The following is a 17,337-nucleotide window of genomic DNA, read 5'->3' on the forward strand; positions in this document are numbered from 1 at the left end:
TGAGTGTGTCTGCGTCAACAGGACATTATCGGCTTTGCCACGCGTTGTCAGTAATGAAAGGCTTTTATTGAAACGTCAGGCAGGCCGATCAAAAAAGGGCGAGGCCGGAGCCTCGCCCAAAGCATGCCGATCATCAATCGTAGTAAGGAACCTTGCGGTCAACGCCGTTGATATTGATCAGCACAAAACCGGTTGGCGCGGTCTTGTTGGCGGGTGTTCCCGCTGCGGTGGCGAGCGTAACCACGCCTTTTTCGTTGGCTCCGATGCCCGCCAGTCCGTTGTGCATGCCGAAGCGTGCAGCGGGTTTCAGCGAGCCAACTTTGGTGACGTCTGTCACCACTGACATGTCGGACTGGAACAGCGAGCAGGAGCCGGTGTCGAAACGGGTCGGACCGGTGGTCTTCAGGTTGAACATCGTCTCGCCGCTGTTGGCTTTCAGCTTGACCCAGATAACAGCATAGGTGGTCCCTACCCGGCCATAGCGGATGTCCAGCACGGAAGGCTGCCCCATGTGGTACGCATCGGCCCAGACCGTCTCCAGTCGCTGCAGGTTGATCAGCGTCTTACCCGTCCCCGCGACGTTCACCGGCGAACCGGCGGTGCCGGAGGGCGCGGTGGCATCCGCTTTACCGATTAACTCCATCACCCACTGCTGGTTAGGTGCCGGGAAATAGAGCTGTCCCAGCCGATACCAGTTGTCGGTGTCGGTGTTGTTCACCACCTTATAGCCGCTGTAATAGCCAGCGCGCAGCGAACCGGTCAGGAAGGAGCCGTAGTTTTCATCCCGGCGATAGCCATATTCAAAGGTCGACAGCCATTTACTCCCGGCCACGTCATTGGTGATTTTCGCCCCGGCCTGCAGGTTGATATGACGCATCAGGACGCGGGCATTGTTGAGATTGAGCGGCGTGCCGCAATCTTCAATGTTGAGCGTATCAATGGTCCAGCCGCCGTCCGACAGATCCCCTGGGTTCGTGGTGTGCTCAATCCAGACGTTGCGCATAATCCCCTGGGTGACGCGCGGCATATAGAGCGTGGCGTCGCCATAGCCCGACTGGAAGTTGGCATTGCACAGCTCAATGGCGGTTGAGTGGTCCCAGTTCCCCTTCGGTGTGTTTGACCAGCCGACATCAAACACGCGTGAGAAGGTGCTTGAGCTGTAAATCTGGTCAAATTTACTGTCGAGGGTATCCTGCAGCTTGAAGACGGTTCCGCCGGTACTTTGCGCCTTAAAGCAGAAGATATTGACGATCTGGCCGCCAACAATCGTATTTTCAAAGAACGGCTGATTGTTGCTGCACTGCTCAGGCGTGACGGTCACTTTGGCCGTGGTGTCGACAGTACCGGCGTTAGCCTGCCCGTGCCAGCAGATGCCTTTGATGACGATTCGGCGCGCATTAACCTTAAACACCGTGTTCGCGCTTTTGTCGGAAATAATGGTGGTGCGCGGTGACGATCCAAGATCGCTATCATCACCCTGAATACCAAAAAACGCCGTCTCCGTATCACTGAGATCGATAGGTGAAATCAGGAAGCGGCCCCCCGGAAAACGCACCGGCAGCGATTTCACGTAGGTGTTATAGGTCTGTGTCCATGCCAGCATCCGCTTAAAGGCGTCGGTATCATCGGTGACACCATCCCCTTTCGCGCCGAAGTGCAGGATATTCACTTCAGTGGGATCGTTGATGGTGCGCTTCCAGTAGAAACCGTTCCCCACCGCCACCGTACCACCATCATCCTTCAGCGGGGTGGTGCTGAGGAAGCCGACAAAATCAGCGCCGCCACGGAAGCTGGAATCTTTGTCGTAATAGCGTTTCAGGCTCGCCACTTCACCTGATTTTGGTGGGACTGTGGTACGCAGTTCAGCAAAAGAGTTAACTTCGATCATAGAATCCTCCTCAGGATCATTGGGATATCGCGCTGATTATCAGCGCACTACTTCGCCGCAGCCGGATGGCCGCAAAGGGTGTCCCACATGTCGTTGTGGGTGTTGATGGCGCGCACCGTTCGAACGTCCATTTTTTGCGCGTCATCGCCGTAGGTATAAAGAGGGGAAAAAAGTACGCAGGCAGAGTCAGTGATCGCCACCGGCTCAGGGTTTGTGGTATTTCGACTGCTGCAGCTTGTCGCGAGCAGCAGCGTCATCAAGGCTGTGGTTGTCTGTCGCCACACGGTTAGCCTCCTCGCGGTTGTGTTGTTGCTGTTGCGCCACCGCGCTGACGCGGGACGCCTCTTGTTGCGCGTTTTCGACGTCAGATCGCGCTTTTTGCTGCACTTTGCCGATTTTCCTGCCGCCGTAATAACTGGCTCCCAGCGCCGCGATGACGGCAGCCAGTGCGGCAAGCCAGTGCCAGCCGCCGCCCAGTAAAGTGGTTATCAGAGTCATGGTTTCGCTCCTTCAGCCTGCTCTTTCGCGCTGAGCAGATTTTTCTGACGAACAAACTGGGCAATAACCCCCATCGCCACCATGAACGCCCCCACCAGCCCCAGGTAGTTGTGTGGCAGAATGGCTTTGACGTCTTCAGGAAGTGCGCTCCAGGCCTCGACGGCGGCAGAAGGAAACGACTGCGCCCAGGCGCTGAGCATGGATCCCAGCGACGCGAGCCAGACGGACCAGGTTTTGAAGAGAAGGCGGGCATGCGAGACGAACTGCAGGGTGGTGAAGCGCTGCAAAAGCAGCAGAATGATGATTGCCGTCAGCACGGCAACGAGAAACATGAGCCATCTCATAGCAGCCCCCTGTAAACCGCGTAGGTTCCGCTGCGCATCATTTCGGCGTGACGTCTGGCGCGGCCCGGCGTCTGGCGGGCCCAGAGACTGTTCATCATTGCGTCAGCTGCCTCATTAAACTGCTCAGCCACGATGGCGGTGAGCATGTTTTTGAACTGCAGGACACCTTCAACGCCCAGCTGATAAGCCATGCTCAGCAAAACATCCGTTCGGGCGTCGTTGCACTTCGCCAGCGCATTACGCAGCAAATCCCTGCTCTGCATCTCCTGAATTTTGTTTTCCAGAATGCACTGCTTCCAGACATCCCCGGCGCGCCGTGGCACGCGAAACGTGTAATTACTCAGCGAGGCCCCCTTCGGCCCGATGCGGATACCGCCCGCCACCGTAGGAAAGCCCAGCGTGTCGAGATAAGGCGTGTCGACGTATCCCTCTTCGAAATTCAGTACTGCAATTATCTGGCTCATAACAACTCCTTAATGACGGGTTAAAGCCATCTGGCCCTGTGAAATGAAATACATAACGCCCGCTGATCATTACCCTGTAAGGGGCAGCAGAAGACCTGACTGACCCTGCAGCAAAACTGAACAGTAATGCAGCAGATTGCGCCCAGTGAAAGCTGGAGAGAGACAGGCTCCAGCCGGGACGAAAAAGCAGGCTTTTTCGCCTTTCAGCTCACGGCGTAAAGGTGAATGTCCGGAAGACAGCAATTATCGAAACTGGGTGTTTCCTGACTGGTCATGCGGGGGGCGGTGATTGCGCGGTCAACGCGTGGAGCGACCTGACGCTGGCAGATTTGCTCTGCACGTCTGAGAACCGGGGGTTCAGTGGGGAAATTCAGGGCCTGGTCGATGCTCTGTTTCAGGCTGCTGAGAGGCTGGCGCCGCCGATGGCGACGAGTACGTGCGTTGCCCGCAAAAACGCTTTTGCCATAGTGAATTATCGCCATAACTCCTCCTGTGAATGAGTCTTTGGCGATGGGGTGGCAGGCGCGAGCTTTCGGTGATCCGAACGGGCCCGAATGACGTGTATCGCGCTCGCACGCTCGCCGCCCGGCTGCGTTAGCAGCCAGGTGGAAAGTAAGCGAGGGGAAATAAACGGCATCTGACGACGCTGCATTTTGCGCATCCACCCCATCCCAAAGTTCACTGACTTTGGGGTGGTATGATTCGCGCTTGTGCAGCGCCTCAATTGTTTAAGAGCGGCTCATCCGTGAAAGAACTGTTTCGTTCATCCATATCCAAATTATTAACAGGTTCTTATGCTTTATCAAACACTGTTGGTTAATTTTTTATTTACCGCTGGTTAAATTTATGAATTTATGCCGATTATTTTTTTGCAGCACGTCTGAGAAAAGCAGCAAAAGCGGCCTTAGCCGAGGATTTGATAGTGACGCGCCTGGCTCATGATCACTTTTGCCAGGACCTTCAGGCTGGTGACGTCATCATGATTAAGATACCAGGTTTCATAACGTTTATTGTCTGATATTACAGCAATTTTCTTATGCTGTAGCTGCAGGCGCTTGAGATAGAGCTGCTCATCCAGGGTGAAAATATAGATGCCGTCACCGTCGAACATCCGCACGCTGATATCCACAAACAGCTGATCGCGCGGCGCAAAGGTGTCAGCCATGGAGTCACTGTTGATAGCAATTAACCGGATGTTCTCCGCCGGGCGTCCGTTGAACAGCACCCGCGCCTCATCCAGACCATATTCGATTGCCTGGATGGTCTCCACAAACTCATCACGCGCGGGCAGACCCGCAGCGCTTCGCTGCCCGATATCGAGGCTATCAACCCGAAACACGTTCTTATGGCCGGTGAACGTGCTCAGCGTCACCGGCTCAGCGGGTTGATCCATACCGTACTGCAGCCATTCAACTCTGACGCCCAGTAACTGACTGAGTGCCAGTAAATTGCCGCCATCAGGGACTGACTGCGCGTTAAACCACTTCCACACTCCTGGCGTTGAAATCTTACAGCCTTGCTGCTGCAGGGCTCTGGCAACCTGTTTGTTTCGTCCGTGTCCGACAATGCCGGCACTCTCACAGGCCGCTATCAGCCTGGTGGTGAAAGCTTGTCTTGTACTTTCTTTTTTAACCATTAGTTAATAATCAGCCATAGAAGAGATACTGGATGTTATTTTCATTATTGCTACCAGTTCATTTTATATTACCGCTCGTTTACTACCTAACCGCTTTATCAAGCATTTCTAATTATCATTATCCGCTTCAGCCTGCAGCTGAACAAAAAATATTGCCTCAGGCCGCATACAGCCCCGGCTTTCAGGAATGTTCTGTAAGAAACTGCGTGAAATTCAGCCAGCATAACGGGCAACGATGAGGGGATCGAAATGAAAATTAATCGGATGGGCAGAAAACTCTATCTTTTACTGGACCGGAATTCAGCGCCAAAAAAAACGGGCGTCTCTGAAAGACGCCCGTTTTGTTAAAAATTATCGTAGTTACGGCCGGAGCGTGTCGTCGCCCCAGGCTATCCATTTGTAGGTCGTCAGCGCCTCTAATCCCATGGGTCCCCGCGCATGCAGTTTCTGGGTGCTGACCGCCACTTCCGCCCCCAGGCCAAACTGTCCGCCATCGGTGAAACGGGTGCTGGCGTTGACATAGACCGCAGAAGAGTCGACCTGACGGACAAAACGCGCCGCATTGCGGGTGTTGCGGGTCAGGATAGCATCTGAGTGCTGCGTGCCATGCGTGCGGATGTGATCGATCGCCTCATTCATGTTCGCCACTAATTTGACGTTAAGATCCAGCGACAGCCACTCATCATCGTACTGCTGTGGATTCACCAGCTTAACCGGTGCCGGGCCCTGCTGCAGCGACGTAAGCACGTTGCTGTCAGCATGCAGTGCAATGCCTTCCTGCGCCATACGTGCGCTGAAGGCGGGCAGGAAACGTTCGGCAATGGCCTGATCCACCAGCAGCGTTTCCAGTGAGTTACAGGCGCTGGGACGTTGCTTTTTGGCGTTGACGATCAGATCAAGTGCGGGATCAATCTCCATCGTTTCATCAATATAGATGTGACAGACACCGATGCCGCCGGTAATCACCGGAATGGTGGAGTTTTCCCGGCACAGCTTGTGAAGACCGGCTCCGCCACGCGGTATCAGCATATCGACGTAACGATCCAGCTTCAGCAGCTGATTCACCAGCTCGCGATCCGGATTCTCAATGGCCTGCACGATAGCCGCTGGTAAACCGTGCTGTTTCAGCGCCTTCTGGATCACCCGAACGGTGGCCGCATTGGTGCGCCAGGTCTCTTTCCCGCCGCGCAGTATGGCGGCGTTGCCGGTTTTCAGGCACAGGCTGGCGACGTCAACCGTGACGTTGGGGCGCGCCTCATAAATGACGGCAACCACCCCCAGCGGCACGCGACGACGTTCAATGCGCAGGCCGCTGTCGAGCTGACCGCCGTCAATAAGCTGTCCCACCGGATCGGCCAGCTGACACACCTGCCGCACGTCGCTGGCGATGCTGGCCAGGCGCTGCGGGTTGAGTGCCAGCCGGTCTGACAGCGCGGCGCTCATGCCGTTCTGACGCGCATCGGCCAAATCAAGCTCATTGGCTGCCAGAATCTCAGCGCTTTCCGCTTCAAGGCAGTCAGCAATGGTCATCAGAACCTGATTCTTCTCAGCCGTCGACAGTTCGGCAACGGTGTAAGCTGCGGCACGTGCCGCTTTTCCCATCTCTTCAAGCATTGTCCGCTCCTTAACTGACGATCATGTCGTCGCGGTGAACCGCCACCGGGCCATATTCATATCCCAGGATTTCACTGATCTGCTGGCTGTGATGACCGGCGATCATCCGCATCGCGTCGCTGTTGTAGCGTGAAACGCCATGAGCAATATCCCGGCCCTGCAGGCTGCGGATGCGGATTACTTCACCGCGTGAGAAATTGCCCTGAATAGCACGGATCCCTTTCGGCAGAAGCGAACTGCCGCGTTCGATGATGGCCGCCAGCGCACCATCATCGACGGTGAGTTCACCCGCCGGTGGCGCACCAAAAATCCAGCGTTTACGGTTCTCCAGCGGCGATTGCTGTGCATGGAAGCGCGTGCCAACCGGCTTGCCGTCAATCACATCGCTGATCACACCGCTGCGACTGCCCGACGCGATGATCACATCAATACCGGCGCGGCAGGCAACATCTGCCGCCTGAAGCTTGGTCGACATGCCGCCGGTGCCGAGACCGGATACGCTGTCCCCCGCAAGAGCACGTAGCGCATCGTCAATCACATAGACGTCACTGATCAGCTCAGCCTCTGGATTGTTACGCGGGTCGGCCGTGAACAGGCCCTGCTGATCGGTCAGCAGCAGCAGTTTGTCGGCCCCGCCGAGCATGGCGGCCAGCGCCGAGAGATTATCGTTGTCACCTACTTTGATTTCGGCGGTGGCCACCGCATCGTTCTCGTTGATCACCGGCACAATGTGGTTATCCAGCAACGCGCGCAGCGTGTCACGCGCATTGAGGAAACGTTCACGGTCTTCCATGTCGGCACGGGTCAGCAGCATCTGACCAATGTGGATGCCGTAGATAGAGAATAACTGTTCCCACAGCTGAATCAGACGGCTCTGCCCCACCGCAGCCAGCAGCTGCTTTGAGGCGATGGTAGGTGGCAGTTCGGGATAGCCCAGATGTTCACGTCCGGCGGCCATCGCGCCAGAGGTGACGATCACAATGCGGTGGCCTGCGGCATGCTGCTGCGCGCACTGGCGAACCAGCTCCACCATGTGTGCCCGATTCAACCGGCGAGAACCGCCGGTAAGAACACTGGTACCCAACTTGACCACTAAGGTCTGACTGCCACTCATATTTCCTGCCGTAGTGAAAAATTTTTACGAAAGGACGTTTTAACAGGAGTCGATAAGGAAGCCAACAGGCAGCGGGGGAAAAGCACGAATTTACGCGGACAAGGGCGTAGACCAAAAGTTCAGCATTAACAAGAAATCCGGAAAAGTGTCATAAAAAGTTCATCACTGACGGGTAAAAAGTCGGTGCTTTACAAAAACTTTCATTTTTTTACGGCGTTCACATTGGGATTGATAGCAAATGAAGAAAAGCACACTGGCCATGATCGTCTCCACGCTGACGCTGGCTTCTGCCGCGCACGCTGCCGAAATCTATAACAAAGATGGCAACAAACTGGATTTATACGGCAAAGTTAAAGCTGAGCATTACATCAGCGATAATGCCAGCGCAGACGGTGACAAGTCTTATACCCGTATTGGCTTCAAAGGCCAGACGCAGATTAATGACCTGATGACCGGTTACGGTCAGTGGGAATATCAGTACAACGTAAATAACTCTGAAGGCAGCGACGCCAATAACGGCAACAAAACCCGCCTCGGTTTTGCCGGTCTGAAATTCTCACAGTATGGTTCCGTGGATTATGGCCGTAACTATGGCGTGCTGTATGACGTTGAGGCCTGGACCGACGTGTTCCCGGAATTTGGTGGTGACGGCACGGCCCGTTCCGATAACTTCATGACCCAGCGCGCCACCGGCGTTGCGACTTACCGCAACAACAACTTCTTTGGTCTGGTCGATGGGCTGAAATTTGCCCTGCAATATCAGGGCAAAAATGATGCGACCAGCACCAACAGCCGTACCGATATTAACCGCCAGAACGGCGACGGTTACGGTGCCTCTCTGGGCTATGCGCTGGGTGACAGCGGCGTGAGCCTGATGAGTGCGATCACCTCATCTGACCGCACCAACCAGCAGCAGGCGCGTGCCTATGGCGGCGGTGACCGTGCGGATTCCTGGGGCGCAGGCGTGAAGTATGATGCCAACAGCGTTTACCTGGCAGCGATCTACACCGATACCCGCAACATGACGCCAATCAGCGGCACCAACCGCAACACCGGCGCATCCGTTGCGGGTGCCGCCAACAAAGCGCAGAACATTGAACTGGTGGCGCAGTATCAGTTCGACTTTGGCCTGCGTCCTTCTATTGGCTATGTGCAGACCAAAGGCAAAGATATCGAAAACGGTATCGGCGATGCGGATCTGGTGAAATATATCGACGTGGGCGCGACCTACTACTTCAACAAAAATATGTCGGCTTTCGTGGATTACAAAATCAACCAGCTGGATGATGACAACGCGCTGTCGCTTAACAACGATGACGTGGTGGCGATGGGTGTGACTTACCAGTTCTGATTTCAGGCGCAAACCACCCGGCATGGGAAGAGTCAGGCTTCAGGCACAGCGTGCTGACAACGCCTGGCTCTTCCTGCTTGTGCGGGGAACACATCACCAGCACGCATTCAGCGGTAGCACTGGCCGGTTTATCCCCGCTGGGGCGAGGAACACGTAAAACCTGCGCTGGAAATCCTGCGTAACTACGGTTTATCCCCGCTCGCGCGGGGAACACGCTACTTCTGCAATCAGGCTCGTTTCCCACACCGGTTTATCCCCGCTCGCGCGGGGAACACCGTTTTGCTACGTGACATCATCATCGTTTCGCCGGTTTATCCCCACTCGCGCGGGGAACACCCTGAATCTGGTTAATAGATCCCGCCCGGATGCGGTTTATCCCCACTCGCGCGGGGAACACGCGATCACGTTGCATGTATCAATATAAATTGACGGTTTATCCCCGCTCGCGCGGGGAACACGCAGGAATTCGAGGCGCAGGCTTATGACGCAGCGGTTTATCCCCGCTCATGCGGGGAACACCTGCTCAACATCGAGATCCAGAGAACTGGCTACGGTTTATCCCCGCTCATGCGGGGAACACACCATAGACGGCGAAACGATCGATGGAGAGGGCGGTTTATCCCCGCTCATGCGGGGAACACTTGGCGCGGTCCATAGCGATGAGACCAGACCACGGTTTATCCCCGCTCATGCGGGGAACACGCTGAGTTGGTCAGGGGGTTAAACAACGCGCGCGGTTTATCCACGCTCATGCGGGGAACACCCCGTGCTTTCCACTCAAATTTTGCTTCAACACGGTTTATCCCCGCTCATGCGGGGAACACTTGTCGATCAGCGATAACGTGAATTCCAGCTGCGGTTTATCCCCGCTCGCGCGGGGAACACTTCAATCTGATTGGGGTTGTTCGTTACTTTAGCGGTTTATCCCCGCTCGCGCGGGGAACACTACCCATTTACGGAATGAGTGAGGTACTGAACCGGTTTATCCCCGCTCGCGCGGGGAACACCTTTCACGGGTTAAATCTTTCGCTGTTACCAGCGGTTTATCCCCGCTCGCGCGGGGAACACGGTGGGCTGGTTTGTTACCTCGGAGGGGAGTGCGGTTTATCCCCGCTCGCGCGGGGAACACTCTAAAGTTATCCAGCTGATTACAATGCGTTTTTCCACACCAAAAAATTCCACCGAATTTTACACCCGAACGTAACCTGAATGTACATTTATTCTCCGGTACAAACTTTGGCGCAAAAAGCGCTCGCAATGAAAGCCTGAAGGGTGTCAGCACCCCCCTATCAGAGCGGATCCTGTCGCAACGCAAAACGCTGGGAAAAGAGGAAAACATCCCGCCACCCGGAAAAAACACCGGGAGCATTGGCCCGGCTGTGAGCCCAATGAATGTGGTACATAATTGCGCGGAACGAACGGTATGAGACTGGCGATAACATCTTCCCGCTAGTACCGTGCTCCCTTCGCAGACTCGGCTCCACAGCGAACCAGGCAAGACTTTGACAAAAAAAAAGGCGAGTGTTTCCACTCGCCCTTTTCCTCTGAAACACCCTATCAGGCGCTCAGCTTCACCGGTTTCTCATCGAAGTCGCTGGCCGGAATAAGGTCCAGATCTAACTCCTTCAGCATCGCCTTCAGGCGAGTATGGAAATTCCGTAAGGTCTCTTCCACACGAGCCGTGTTCTCTTTGCCCTTGATGGTTGCCACCGACCAGTCACCCTCTTTATCGAACAGACCGATATGGTAGACATAGGTAAAGTGGTCAGCCTGCGCTTCCAGCTCCATCCACCAGCCCCAGAACTCACGCAGTTCCGGTGCCGGTTTCACATTGACGCAGGCCGCCAGACAGTCGAAGAAGAACCGGGTTTCGCCACATTTCCCATCGCGAATATAAGGGCCAAGCTCTGTAAAACGCTTGAGCAGGCGACTGCGGGGATGACCACTTGGTAACGTCATGCTGATTCTCCATAGGTTTTGACCGCTATACAGTCCTGATTTCCGGACGGCCTGCGTGACGTCGTGCCATCGGGGCAAGGTGACGTCATCTGCCGCTCGACGGCAGCCCGGAAGAATTCCGCTACTAGTTGTAGCAAATACTGTAAATTTTGCCAGTTACCTTTTTAAACGCTTCTCCAGCCAGTCGCAAATTTCATTCAGCGCCTTGTCGAAACTGGCCATCATCGGCTTCACCGGAATCAGCAACGCTTTGCCGTCTGACGACGAGTTAGCGATCAGCCTGCTCTCCTCCTCCGGGCTAAAGAGGTCGTTTTGCCAGTAGCCCGACAGCATCGGCGTTGGCGTCCGGCGGCCCAGCAATCCCTGCGTTTTCAGTGAATAGCGATTGAGTTCGGTGCGCAGCGCACTGTCGGAGGCGGTCGCCATGCCTAACCGGCTGGCCAGCATATCCATGTACATATCCGGGATCTCATCCTGCAACGCCGTCTGCGTCAGCAGCGCATGCACAATCGGGCCAAGACAGGCGACCCCACGCAGCCGCTGCGATTCCAGATAGGCCAGCCGCACGGCCACGTTGGCACCAAAGCGGTAACCAAACGCTGCCACGCGGGTATGATCCACCCAGGGCACATTTTCCAGATCGCGCAGCACCTGCTGATGCAGAAAACTGGTGTCCTGATTCAGCGTCCATTTCACCGAGTTACCCACCGACGGCACATCAATGGTCAGCATCGCAATGCCGCGCGGGGCGAGGTAGTCATGGAACAGGCGGTAGTGATCGCTTTGTAACGAGTCGAGCGCGCCGCAGAACAGGACGGTGGGATAAGGCGCGTCAACATCCGGCGGCATGTGCAGAAAGCCGCTGACCGGACTGCCGCCCTTGATGGCGAACGTCAGGGGTTTCAGCTCGCCTGGCAGCCGCTGAGTTGCCTCTTCATAGGCGCGATTGGCCAGCGTCTGTGCCTGGTCGGCCAGCTCATCTCCTTTTATATAAGGATAAGCGGCAACGCTGTAGAGGTGCGCCGCATGCAGCCAGTCTTCGCCCGCCTCGCTGTCATCGGCAGCCTCCAGCGCTTTCTGCTGCCAGATGCCCGCCTGTTTGCACCATTCGAAATGCCAGTTGCCGCTGCGGAAACCGATCACCGTGTCGAGCAGCGTCTCATCGGTGTGTTCAACGTTACTGATGGCGATACGCGCCAGGACTTCGCTGATCTCCTGCGGCGTCAGGCCGCGCCACGTCCACATCAGCTTATTCAGCATGCGATACCAGCCACGCTGGCTGTCACCATCCAGGGCTGAGTGGACATCCGGGGTAGCGTGATGCTGACGGCGAACCAGGGAAGAGGTTTCAGGATGCTTAAAGCGGGGTTTGAATAGCTCCTCGCTGAGATTTTTGCTCGACATACTCACTTCTCCTGCAACATAACGGCGATGGCTAAGTGTACTGTACGGCATTTCGGGGTGCGAGGCTCAGAAAGCACAACGCCCGGAAAACCGGGCGTTGTCTGATGTGTATCAATCAGTTTTTTACAATCGGCGGGATGTAGACCACACCCATATCCCACGGCTGCTCAATCCAGGTATCCTGCGGAATATCGACGATATAATCATCAACCAGCGAACGACCGGCAGGTTTCGCGAAAATGGTGCAGAAACGCGCTTTCGGGTACATCTCGCGAATCGCCTGTGCCGTCCCCCCGGTATCCACCAGGTCATCGATCACAATAAAGCCTTCACCGTCGCCTTCTGCGCGCTTCAGGACTTTCATTTCGCGCTGATGATCGTGGTCATAGCTGGAGATGCAGACGGTATCAACGTAGCGGATACCCAGTTCACGTGCCAGCAGCGAAGCCGGTACCAGGCCGCCGCGGCTTACCGCGATGATGCCTTTCCACTGCTCAACAGGCAGCAGGCGCTGGGCTAGTTTGCGGGCATGAATCTGAAGCATGTCCCAGGTAACGACGTATTTTTCGCTCATAGAATAGAAATCCCAGCCAACCGAAGTGGCGTAAAAATGTGCAACGGGGAAAAGGTTGCGCGAGATTATAAGGAGTTGACGCACTAAAAACCAGCACCCGCACGCTGGTTGCGGCTTTTTAGCGCGTCTGAGAGCGCACCTGTCAGGAAACAGTGATATTCTCAGGCCTGGCTCGTCAGATTCTCTGACGGCGATTTTTCACTGGAAACTCGCGATGTCCGGCCTCGCCGGTACACTGACACAGGAGACCTGTCGTGTCTGAATTGTCTCAACTCTCTCCACAGCCACTGTGGGATATTTTCGCTAAGATCTGCTCTATTCCCCATCCCTCTTTTCACGAAGAAGCGCTGGCGAACTACATCACCGGCTGGGCTAAAGAGCAGGGCTTCTGGTGTGAGCGCGATCAGGTCGGCAACATCCTGATTCGTAAGCCCGCTACCGCAGGCATGGAAAACCGTACGCCGGTTGCGCTGCAGGCGCATCTGGATATGGTGCCGCAGAAAAATAACGACACCGTTCATGACTTCACCAAAGATCCGATTCAGCCCTGGATTGACGGCGAGTGGGTGAAGGCGCGTGGCACGACACTGGGTGCGGACAACGGCATTGGTATGGCGTCTGCGCTGGCGGTGCTGGCTGACAACAGCCTGACGCATGGCCCGCTGGAAGTGCTGCTGACCATGACTGAAGAGACGGGCATGGATGGCGCTTTCGGTCTGCAACCCAACTGGCTGCAGGCTGAAATCCTGATCAACACCGACTCTGAAGAGGAAGGTGAGATCTACATGGGTTGTGCAGGCGGTATCGACTTCGTCTCTACCCTGCCGCTGACCCGTGAAGCTGTGCCTGCTGAGTTCCAGACCCTGAAGCTGACGCTGAAAGGGCTGCGTGGCGGTCACTCCGGTGCCGATATTCACATGGGTCTTGGCAACGCCAACAAACTGCTGGCACGCTTCCTGGCGGCACACGCGGCTGAACTGGATCTGCGTCTGCTGGCGTTCACCGGCGGTACGCTGCGTAATGCGATCCCGCGTGAAGCCTTTGCTACCGTAGCGGTCGAAAGCCACAAAGCGGATGCGCTGAAATCCGCCGCGGCAAACTTCCTGAGCGCGATTAAAAACGAGCACGGCGTTAAAGAGCCAAACATCGCACTGGTTACCGAGCCGCTGGCGCATCAGGGTGATGCCCTGAGCACTGACAGCCGCGATCGCTTCCTGAATCTGCTGAACAGCACGCCAAACGGCGTTATCCGCAATTCAGACGTCGCGAAAGGCGTGGTCGAAACCTCACTGAATATCGGTGTGGTTACGATGGAAGATGACCACGCAGAGATCAACTGTCTGATCCGTTCACTGATCGACACCGGCCGCGATTATGTGGTGCAGATGCTGACCTCGCTGGGCCAGCTGGCTGGTGCTCAGACCAAAGCGAAAGGCGGCTACCCAGGCTGGCAGCCGGATGCGGACTCCGCCATCATGGCGCTGACCCGTCAGACCTATGTCGCGCTGTTTGACAAGACGCCGAACATTCAGGTGATTCACGCCGGTCTGGAGTGTGGTCTGTTCAAAAAGCCTTACCCGGACATGGATATGGTGTCGATTGGGCCGACCATCACCGGGCCGCACTCGCCGGATGAGCAGGTTCACATCGAAAGCGTTGGCCTTTACTGGAAACTGCTGACCACCCTGCTGAATGTGGTGCCAGAAAAGTAATTCTGTCGCCAAAAAAAGAACCAGGCTCCGGCCTGGTTTTTTTATGCCTGTGACTTTTCACCAGCATAATTCGCTGCCTTTTCCGCGCTTTCCGCTGCTATTCCGCCACGTTCCCGCGCTTCGCTGGTTATAGCCGCCATTATGTCCAGATGTCTGGATGGCTAATAAGATTTCGTGCTAGCTTATGCGCTTTCGGCTGTTGCCGCGCCTGAAGGTTCAGGAAAAAATGCGGCCAGTGATTCTTCAGGAGAGTAATGACATGCCAGGGTTAAACTGCCTTGAGATGCGTAACATCTCCATCGCTTTTGGCGGGTTTGCCGCGCTATGGTCGGTGGATTTCCGCAGTGACGGCCATTCGGTTCATGCCCTGACCGGCGCAAACGGTGCAGGCAAATCGACACTGATGGCCATCCTTTCCGGCGCGCACAGCCATTACAGCGGCGACATTCTGCTGGATGGTCAGCCGGTCTCCATCCGCACGCCGCGTGATGCTAAGCGGCTGGGTATTCATCTGGTTCAGCAGGAAGTGGATGTGGCGCTGGTGCCGCAGCTCAGCGTAGCGGAAAACATTCTGCTGGATCGGCTGGCCGAGCCCGGTCACCGCTATCGCTGGCGCGACATCCGCCATCAGGCGCGGACGCTGCTGGCACAGCTCGACGTAACACTTGACGTTAACCGGCTGGCAGAGCGCTGTACGCTGGCTGAAAAACAGCAAATTCTGCTGGCACGGGCGCTGTCACACCACTGCCGCTTCCTGATCCTGGATGAACCTACTGCCCCGCTGGATCAGCATGAAAGCGAGCGGCTGTTTACCGTGGTGCGCCGTCTGCAGGCCAGCGGTATCGGCGTTGTCTTTATCTCTCACCGCATCCATGAACTGAAAGCCATCTGCGACCAGCTGACGGTGCTGCGTGATGGCCGTCTGATTGAAACCGGCCCGATGGCGGCGCTGAGCGGCGAGCAGATCGTGGAGAAAATGCTGGGCCATCAGCTCACCGATATTTTTCCGGCCCGCCGTGCGCAGCAGGCACAGCCGCTGCTGCTGGCGGTGGAAGACCTTCACGATGAACAGCTGCTGCAGGCTATCTCACTGCGGCTGCACAAAGGGGAAATTCTGGGCATCGCAGGCCTGGCCGGTGCGGGCAAAACCGAACTGTGCAAGGCGCTGTTTGGTGCCAGCAAAAGCCGCGTCAGTCGCGGTGAACTGCACGGTCAGCCGTGGCAGCCCCGCTCCCCGCACGACTCCGTCAGCCGCCGCATGGCGCTGGTGCCGGAGGAGCGGCGTAAAGAGGGGATCTTTATTGATGAGTCGGTCGCGATGAACCTGAGCGTTAGCGCGGACGACAGCTTTTCGCGCTGGAGCCTGTTCGGGCATCGTCAGGCGTGGCGCTGGGCGGAGCAGGTCATCCGGCAGCTGCAGGTGCGCACCACCGGTCCGGCACAACTGCTGCGCCGTCTCTCTGGCGGCAACCAGCAGAAGGTGGCGATTGGCAAATGGCTGCGCAATAACGCTGACGTGCTGATTTTCGATGAGCCGACCAAAGGCGTCGACATTAAAGCTAAAACCGAGCTGTTTACGCTCATCGACACCCTGGCGCGCGAGGGGAAAGGCATTATCTACGCGTCAGGTGAATTTTCTGAACTGGTCGGCTTGTGCGACCGGATTTGCGTGCTCTGGGATGGACGCATTGTGGCCGAGCTGGCTGCACGCGACGTCACCGAAGAGACGCTTTTGCTCTATTCCACCGGAGGAACCCCTGCGTGAGCAGTAAAGAAACCCGCCTGAATCTGACCCCCTCGCCGTGGCGTCACCAGTTGTTCGACTTTCTCTATAAATGGGGCATGTTGCTCACGGTGGTCCTCCTGATCGCTGCCTTTGGTCTTGCCTCCGACAGCTTTCTTGAGCCTGGCAACATCATCAATATTCTGCGTTCGATTGCCATTGTCACGGTGATCGCGATCGGCGTGTCGATCTCCCTGACCGTGGGTGGCTTTGATCTGTCGGTCGGCTCGACCGCCTCGCTGGCCAATGCGCTGGTGATTTCGCTGTTTGTCTGGTACGGCTTCGGCACCACCACCGCGATCCTGATCACCCTGGCGCTCTGCACCCTGGTCGGGCTGTTCAATGCCTTCCTGATTGTCATCCTGCGCATCCCCGACATGCTGGCGACGCTGGCGACGCTGTTCGTGATTCAGGGTGTGGCGATGACCTACAGCTTTGGCGGGTCGATCACCGAGAACATGGTGCTGCCGAGCGGGGACATGGCGGAAGGCACCATCCCGGCTGCGTTTGGCCTGCTCGGTCAGGTGCCGACCATCGTCATTATTATGCTGGTGGTCACCGTCGCCGCGCAGCTGGCGCTGTCGCTGACTAAACATGGTCGCCGGATGTATGCGCTGGGCGGTAATCCTGAAGCGGCGCGTCTCTCCGGCATCCGTACGACACGCTATCGCGTGCTGGCGTATGTGATTGCCTCCCTGCTCGCCGGTCTGGGGGGCATCCTGCTCGCCTCGCGTATTGGGTCATCGCAGGTTAACGCCGGAAGCGGTTACCTGATGGACGCAGTCGCGGCAGCGTGGATTGGCTTCTCACTGGCAGGCTCCGGCAAGCCAAATGCGCTGGGCACGCTGGTCGGCGCGGTGATCCTGGGCGTGCTGCAAAACGGCCTGGTGATGCTCTCTGTTCCCTACTACGCCATGGACATTATTAAAGGGCTGGTGCTGGCATTAGCACTGGCGATCACCTATATCCAGCGCCGCTGAGGCGCGTTTACCGGAG

At 56.5% G+C, this 17,337-nt stretch carries 15 protein-coding genes and 1 CRISPR repeat array; of the genes, 4 read left to right on the top strand and 11 right to left on the bottom strand.

Annotated elements, in window-relative coordinates; all coding sequences use genetic code 11:
* Positions 1-133 precede the first annotated feature (133 nt).
* The 8 genes from N5J69_RS10170 to proB form a co-directional block, all read right to left on the bottom strand.
* Positions 134-1,888 carry a glycosyl hydrolase family 28-related protein gene (locus N5J69_RS10170; RefSeq protein WP_279770024.1) on the bottom strand — a complete coding sequence of 585 codons (1,755 nt, stop codon included), beginning with the start codon at positions 1,886-1,888 and terminating at the stop codon, positions 134-136.
* 204 nt (positions 1,889-2,092) lie between these two features.
* Positions 2,093-2,386: a hypothetical protein gene (locus N5J69_RS10175; RefSeq protein WP_279770025.1), complete on the bottom strand. Its 294-nt coding sequence runs from the start codon at positions 2,384-2,386 to the stop codon at positions 2,093-2,095.
* The gene (locus tag N5J69_RS10180; RefSeq protein WP_279770026.1) at positions 2,383-2,730 is read right to left on the bottom strand and encodes a hypothetical protein; all 348 of its coding nucleotides are present in this window, start codon (positions 2,728-2,730) and stop codon (positions 2,383-2,385) included. Before N5J69_RS10180 ends, N5J69_RS10175 begins: the two co-directional genes overlap by 4 nt.
* Complete coding sequence (locus tag N5J69_RS10185) at positions 2,727-3,194, bottom strand: glycoside hydrolase family protein (RefSeq protein ID WP_279770028.1); 468 nt, start codon at positions 3,192-3,194, stop codon at positions 2,727-2,729. Before N5J69_RS10185 ends, N5J69_RS10180 begins: the two co-directional genes overlap by 4 nt.
* 203 nt (positions 3,195-3,397) lie before the next feature.
* Positions 3,398-3,676, bottom strand: a complete 279-nt coding sequence (locus N5J69_RS10190) for a hypothetical protein (RefSeq protein ID WP_279770030.1) — start codon at positions 3,674-3,676, stop codon at positions 3,398-3,400.
* Between the two features lie 422 nt (positions 3,677-4,098).
* The gene (locus N5J69_RS10195; protein ID WP_279770032.1) at positions 4,099-4,830 is read right to left on the bottom strand and encodes a S24 family peptidase; all 732 of its coding nucleotides are present in this window, start codon (positions 4,828-4,830) and stop codon (positions 4,099-4,101) included.
* Positions 4,831-5,190: 360 nt separating this feature from the next.
* Entirely contained in the window at positions 5,191-6,444 is a 1,254-nt protein-coding gene (gene proA / locus N5J69_RS10200; RefSeq protein WP_279770034.1) for a glutamate-5-semialdehyde dehydrogenase, read from the bottom strand.
* 10 nt (positions 6,445-6,454) lie between these two features.
* On the bottom strand, positions 6,455-7,558 hold the full coding sequence (gene proB, locus N5J69_RS10205; protein ID WP_115758900.1) for a glutamate 5-kinase: 1,104 nt from the start codon (positions 7,556-7,558) through the stop codon (positions 6,455-6,457).
* Between the two features lie 238 nt (positions 7,559-7,796).
* Between proB and ompC the strand changes: the two genes are divergently transcribed.
* A complete protein-coding gene (gene ompC / locus N5J69_RS10210) occupies positions 7,797-8,909 on the top strand; it encodes a porin OmpC (protein WP_279770035.1) in 1,113 nt (370 codons plus the stop codon).
* A gap of 124 nt (positions 8,910-9,033) precedes the next feature.
* A CRISPR array of direct repeats spans positions 9,034-10,038; the repeat unit is 30 nt; unit sequence GCGGTTTATCCCCGCTCGCGCGGGGAACAC.
* Between the two features lie 428 nt (positions 10,039-10,466).
* On the opposite strand, the gene crl is transcribed toward ompC, so the two are convergent.
* From crl to gpt, 3 genes are all read right to left on the bottom strand, one after another.
* The gene (gene crl / locus N5J69_RS10215) at positions 10,467-10,868 is read right to left on the bottom strand and encodes a sigma factor-binding protein Crl (RefSeq protein WP_009091890.1); all 402 of its coding nucleotides are present in this window, start codon (positions 10,866-10,868) and stop codon (positions 10,467-10,469) included.
* A 156-nt stretch (positions 10,869-11,024) separates the two neighbouring features.
* Positions 11,025-12,272, bottom strand: a complete 1,248-nt coding sequence (gene frsA, locus N5J69_RS10220) for an esterase FrsA (RefSeq protein WP_279770037.1) — start codon at positions 12,270-12,272, stop codon at positions 11,025-11,027.
* Positions 12,273-12,387: 115 nt separating this feature from the next.
* Positions 12,388-12,846 carry a xanthine phosphoribosyltransferase gene (gpt, locus tag N5J69_RS10225; protein WP_031590376.1) on the bottom strand — a complete coding sequence of 153 codons (459 nt, stop codon included), beginning with the start codon at positions 12,844-12,846 and terminating at the stop codon, positions 12,388-12,390.
* Between the two features lie 254 nt (positions 12,847-13,100).
* Between gpt and pepD the strand changes: the two genes are divergently transcribed.
* The 3 genes from pepD (at position 13,101) to N5J69_RS10240 (ending at position 17,321) form a co-directional block, all read left to right on the top strand.
* Positions 13,101-14,558, top strand: coding sequence for a beta-Ala-His dipeptidase (gene pepD / locus N5J69_RS10230; protein ID WP_279770039.1), 1,458 nt, complete (start codon positions 13,101-13,103; stop codon positions 14,556-14,558).
* Between the two features lie 259 nt (positions 14,559-14,817).
* On the top strand, positions 14,818-16,323 hold the full coding sequence (locus N5J69_RS10235) for a sugar ABC transporter ATP-binding protein (protein ID WP_279770040.1): 1,506 nt from the start codon (positions 14,818-14,820) through the stop codon (positions 16,321-16,323).
* Positions 16,320-17,321 (top strand): ABC transporter permease, encoded by a 1,002-nt coding sequence (locus N5J69_RS10240; protein ID WP_279770041.1) that lies wholly within the window; start codon positions 16,320-16,322, stop codon positions 17,319-17,321. The genes N5J69_RS10235 and N5J69_RS10240 overlap by 4 nt, the downstream gene beginning before the upstream one ends.
* The last annotated feature ends 16 nt before the right edge of the window (positions 17,322-17,337 follow it).

This window comes from Pantoea sp. GD03673 (assembly GCF_029844725.1).
GTDB lineage: Bacteria > Pseudomonadota > Gammaproteobacteria > Enterobacterales > Enterobacteriaceae > Pantoea.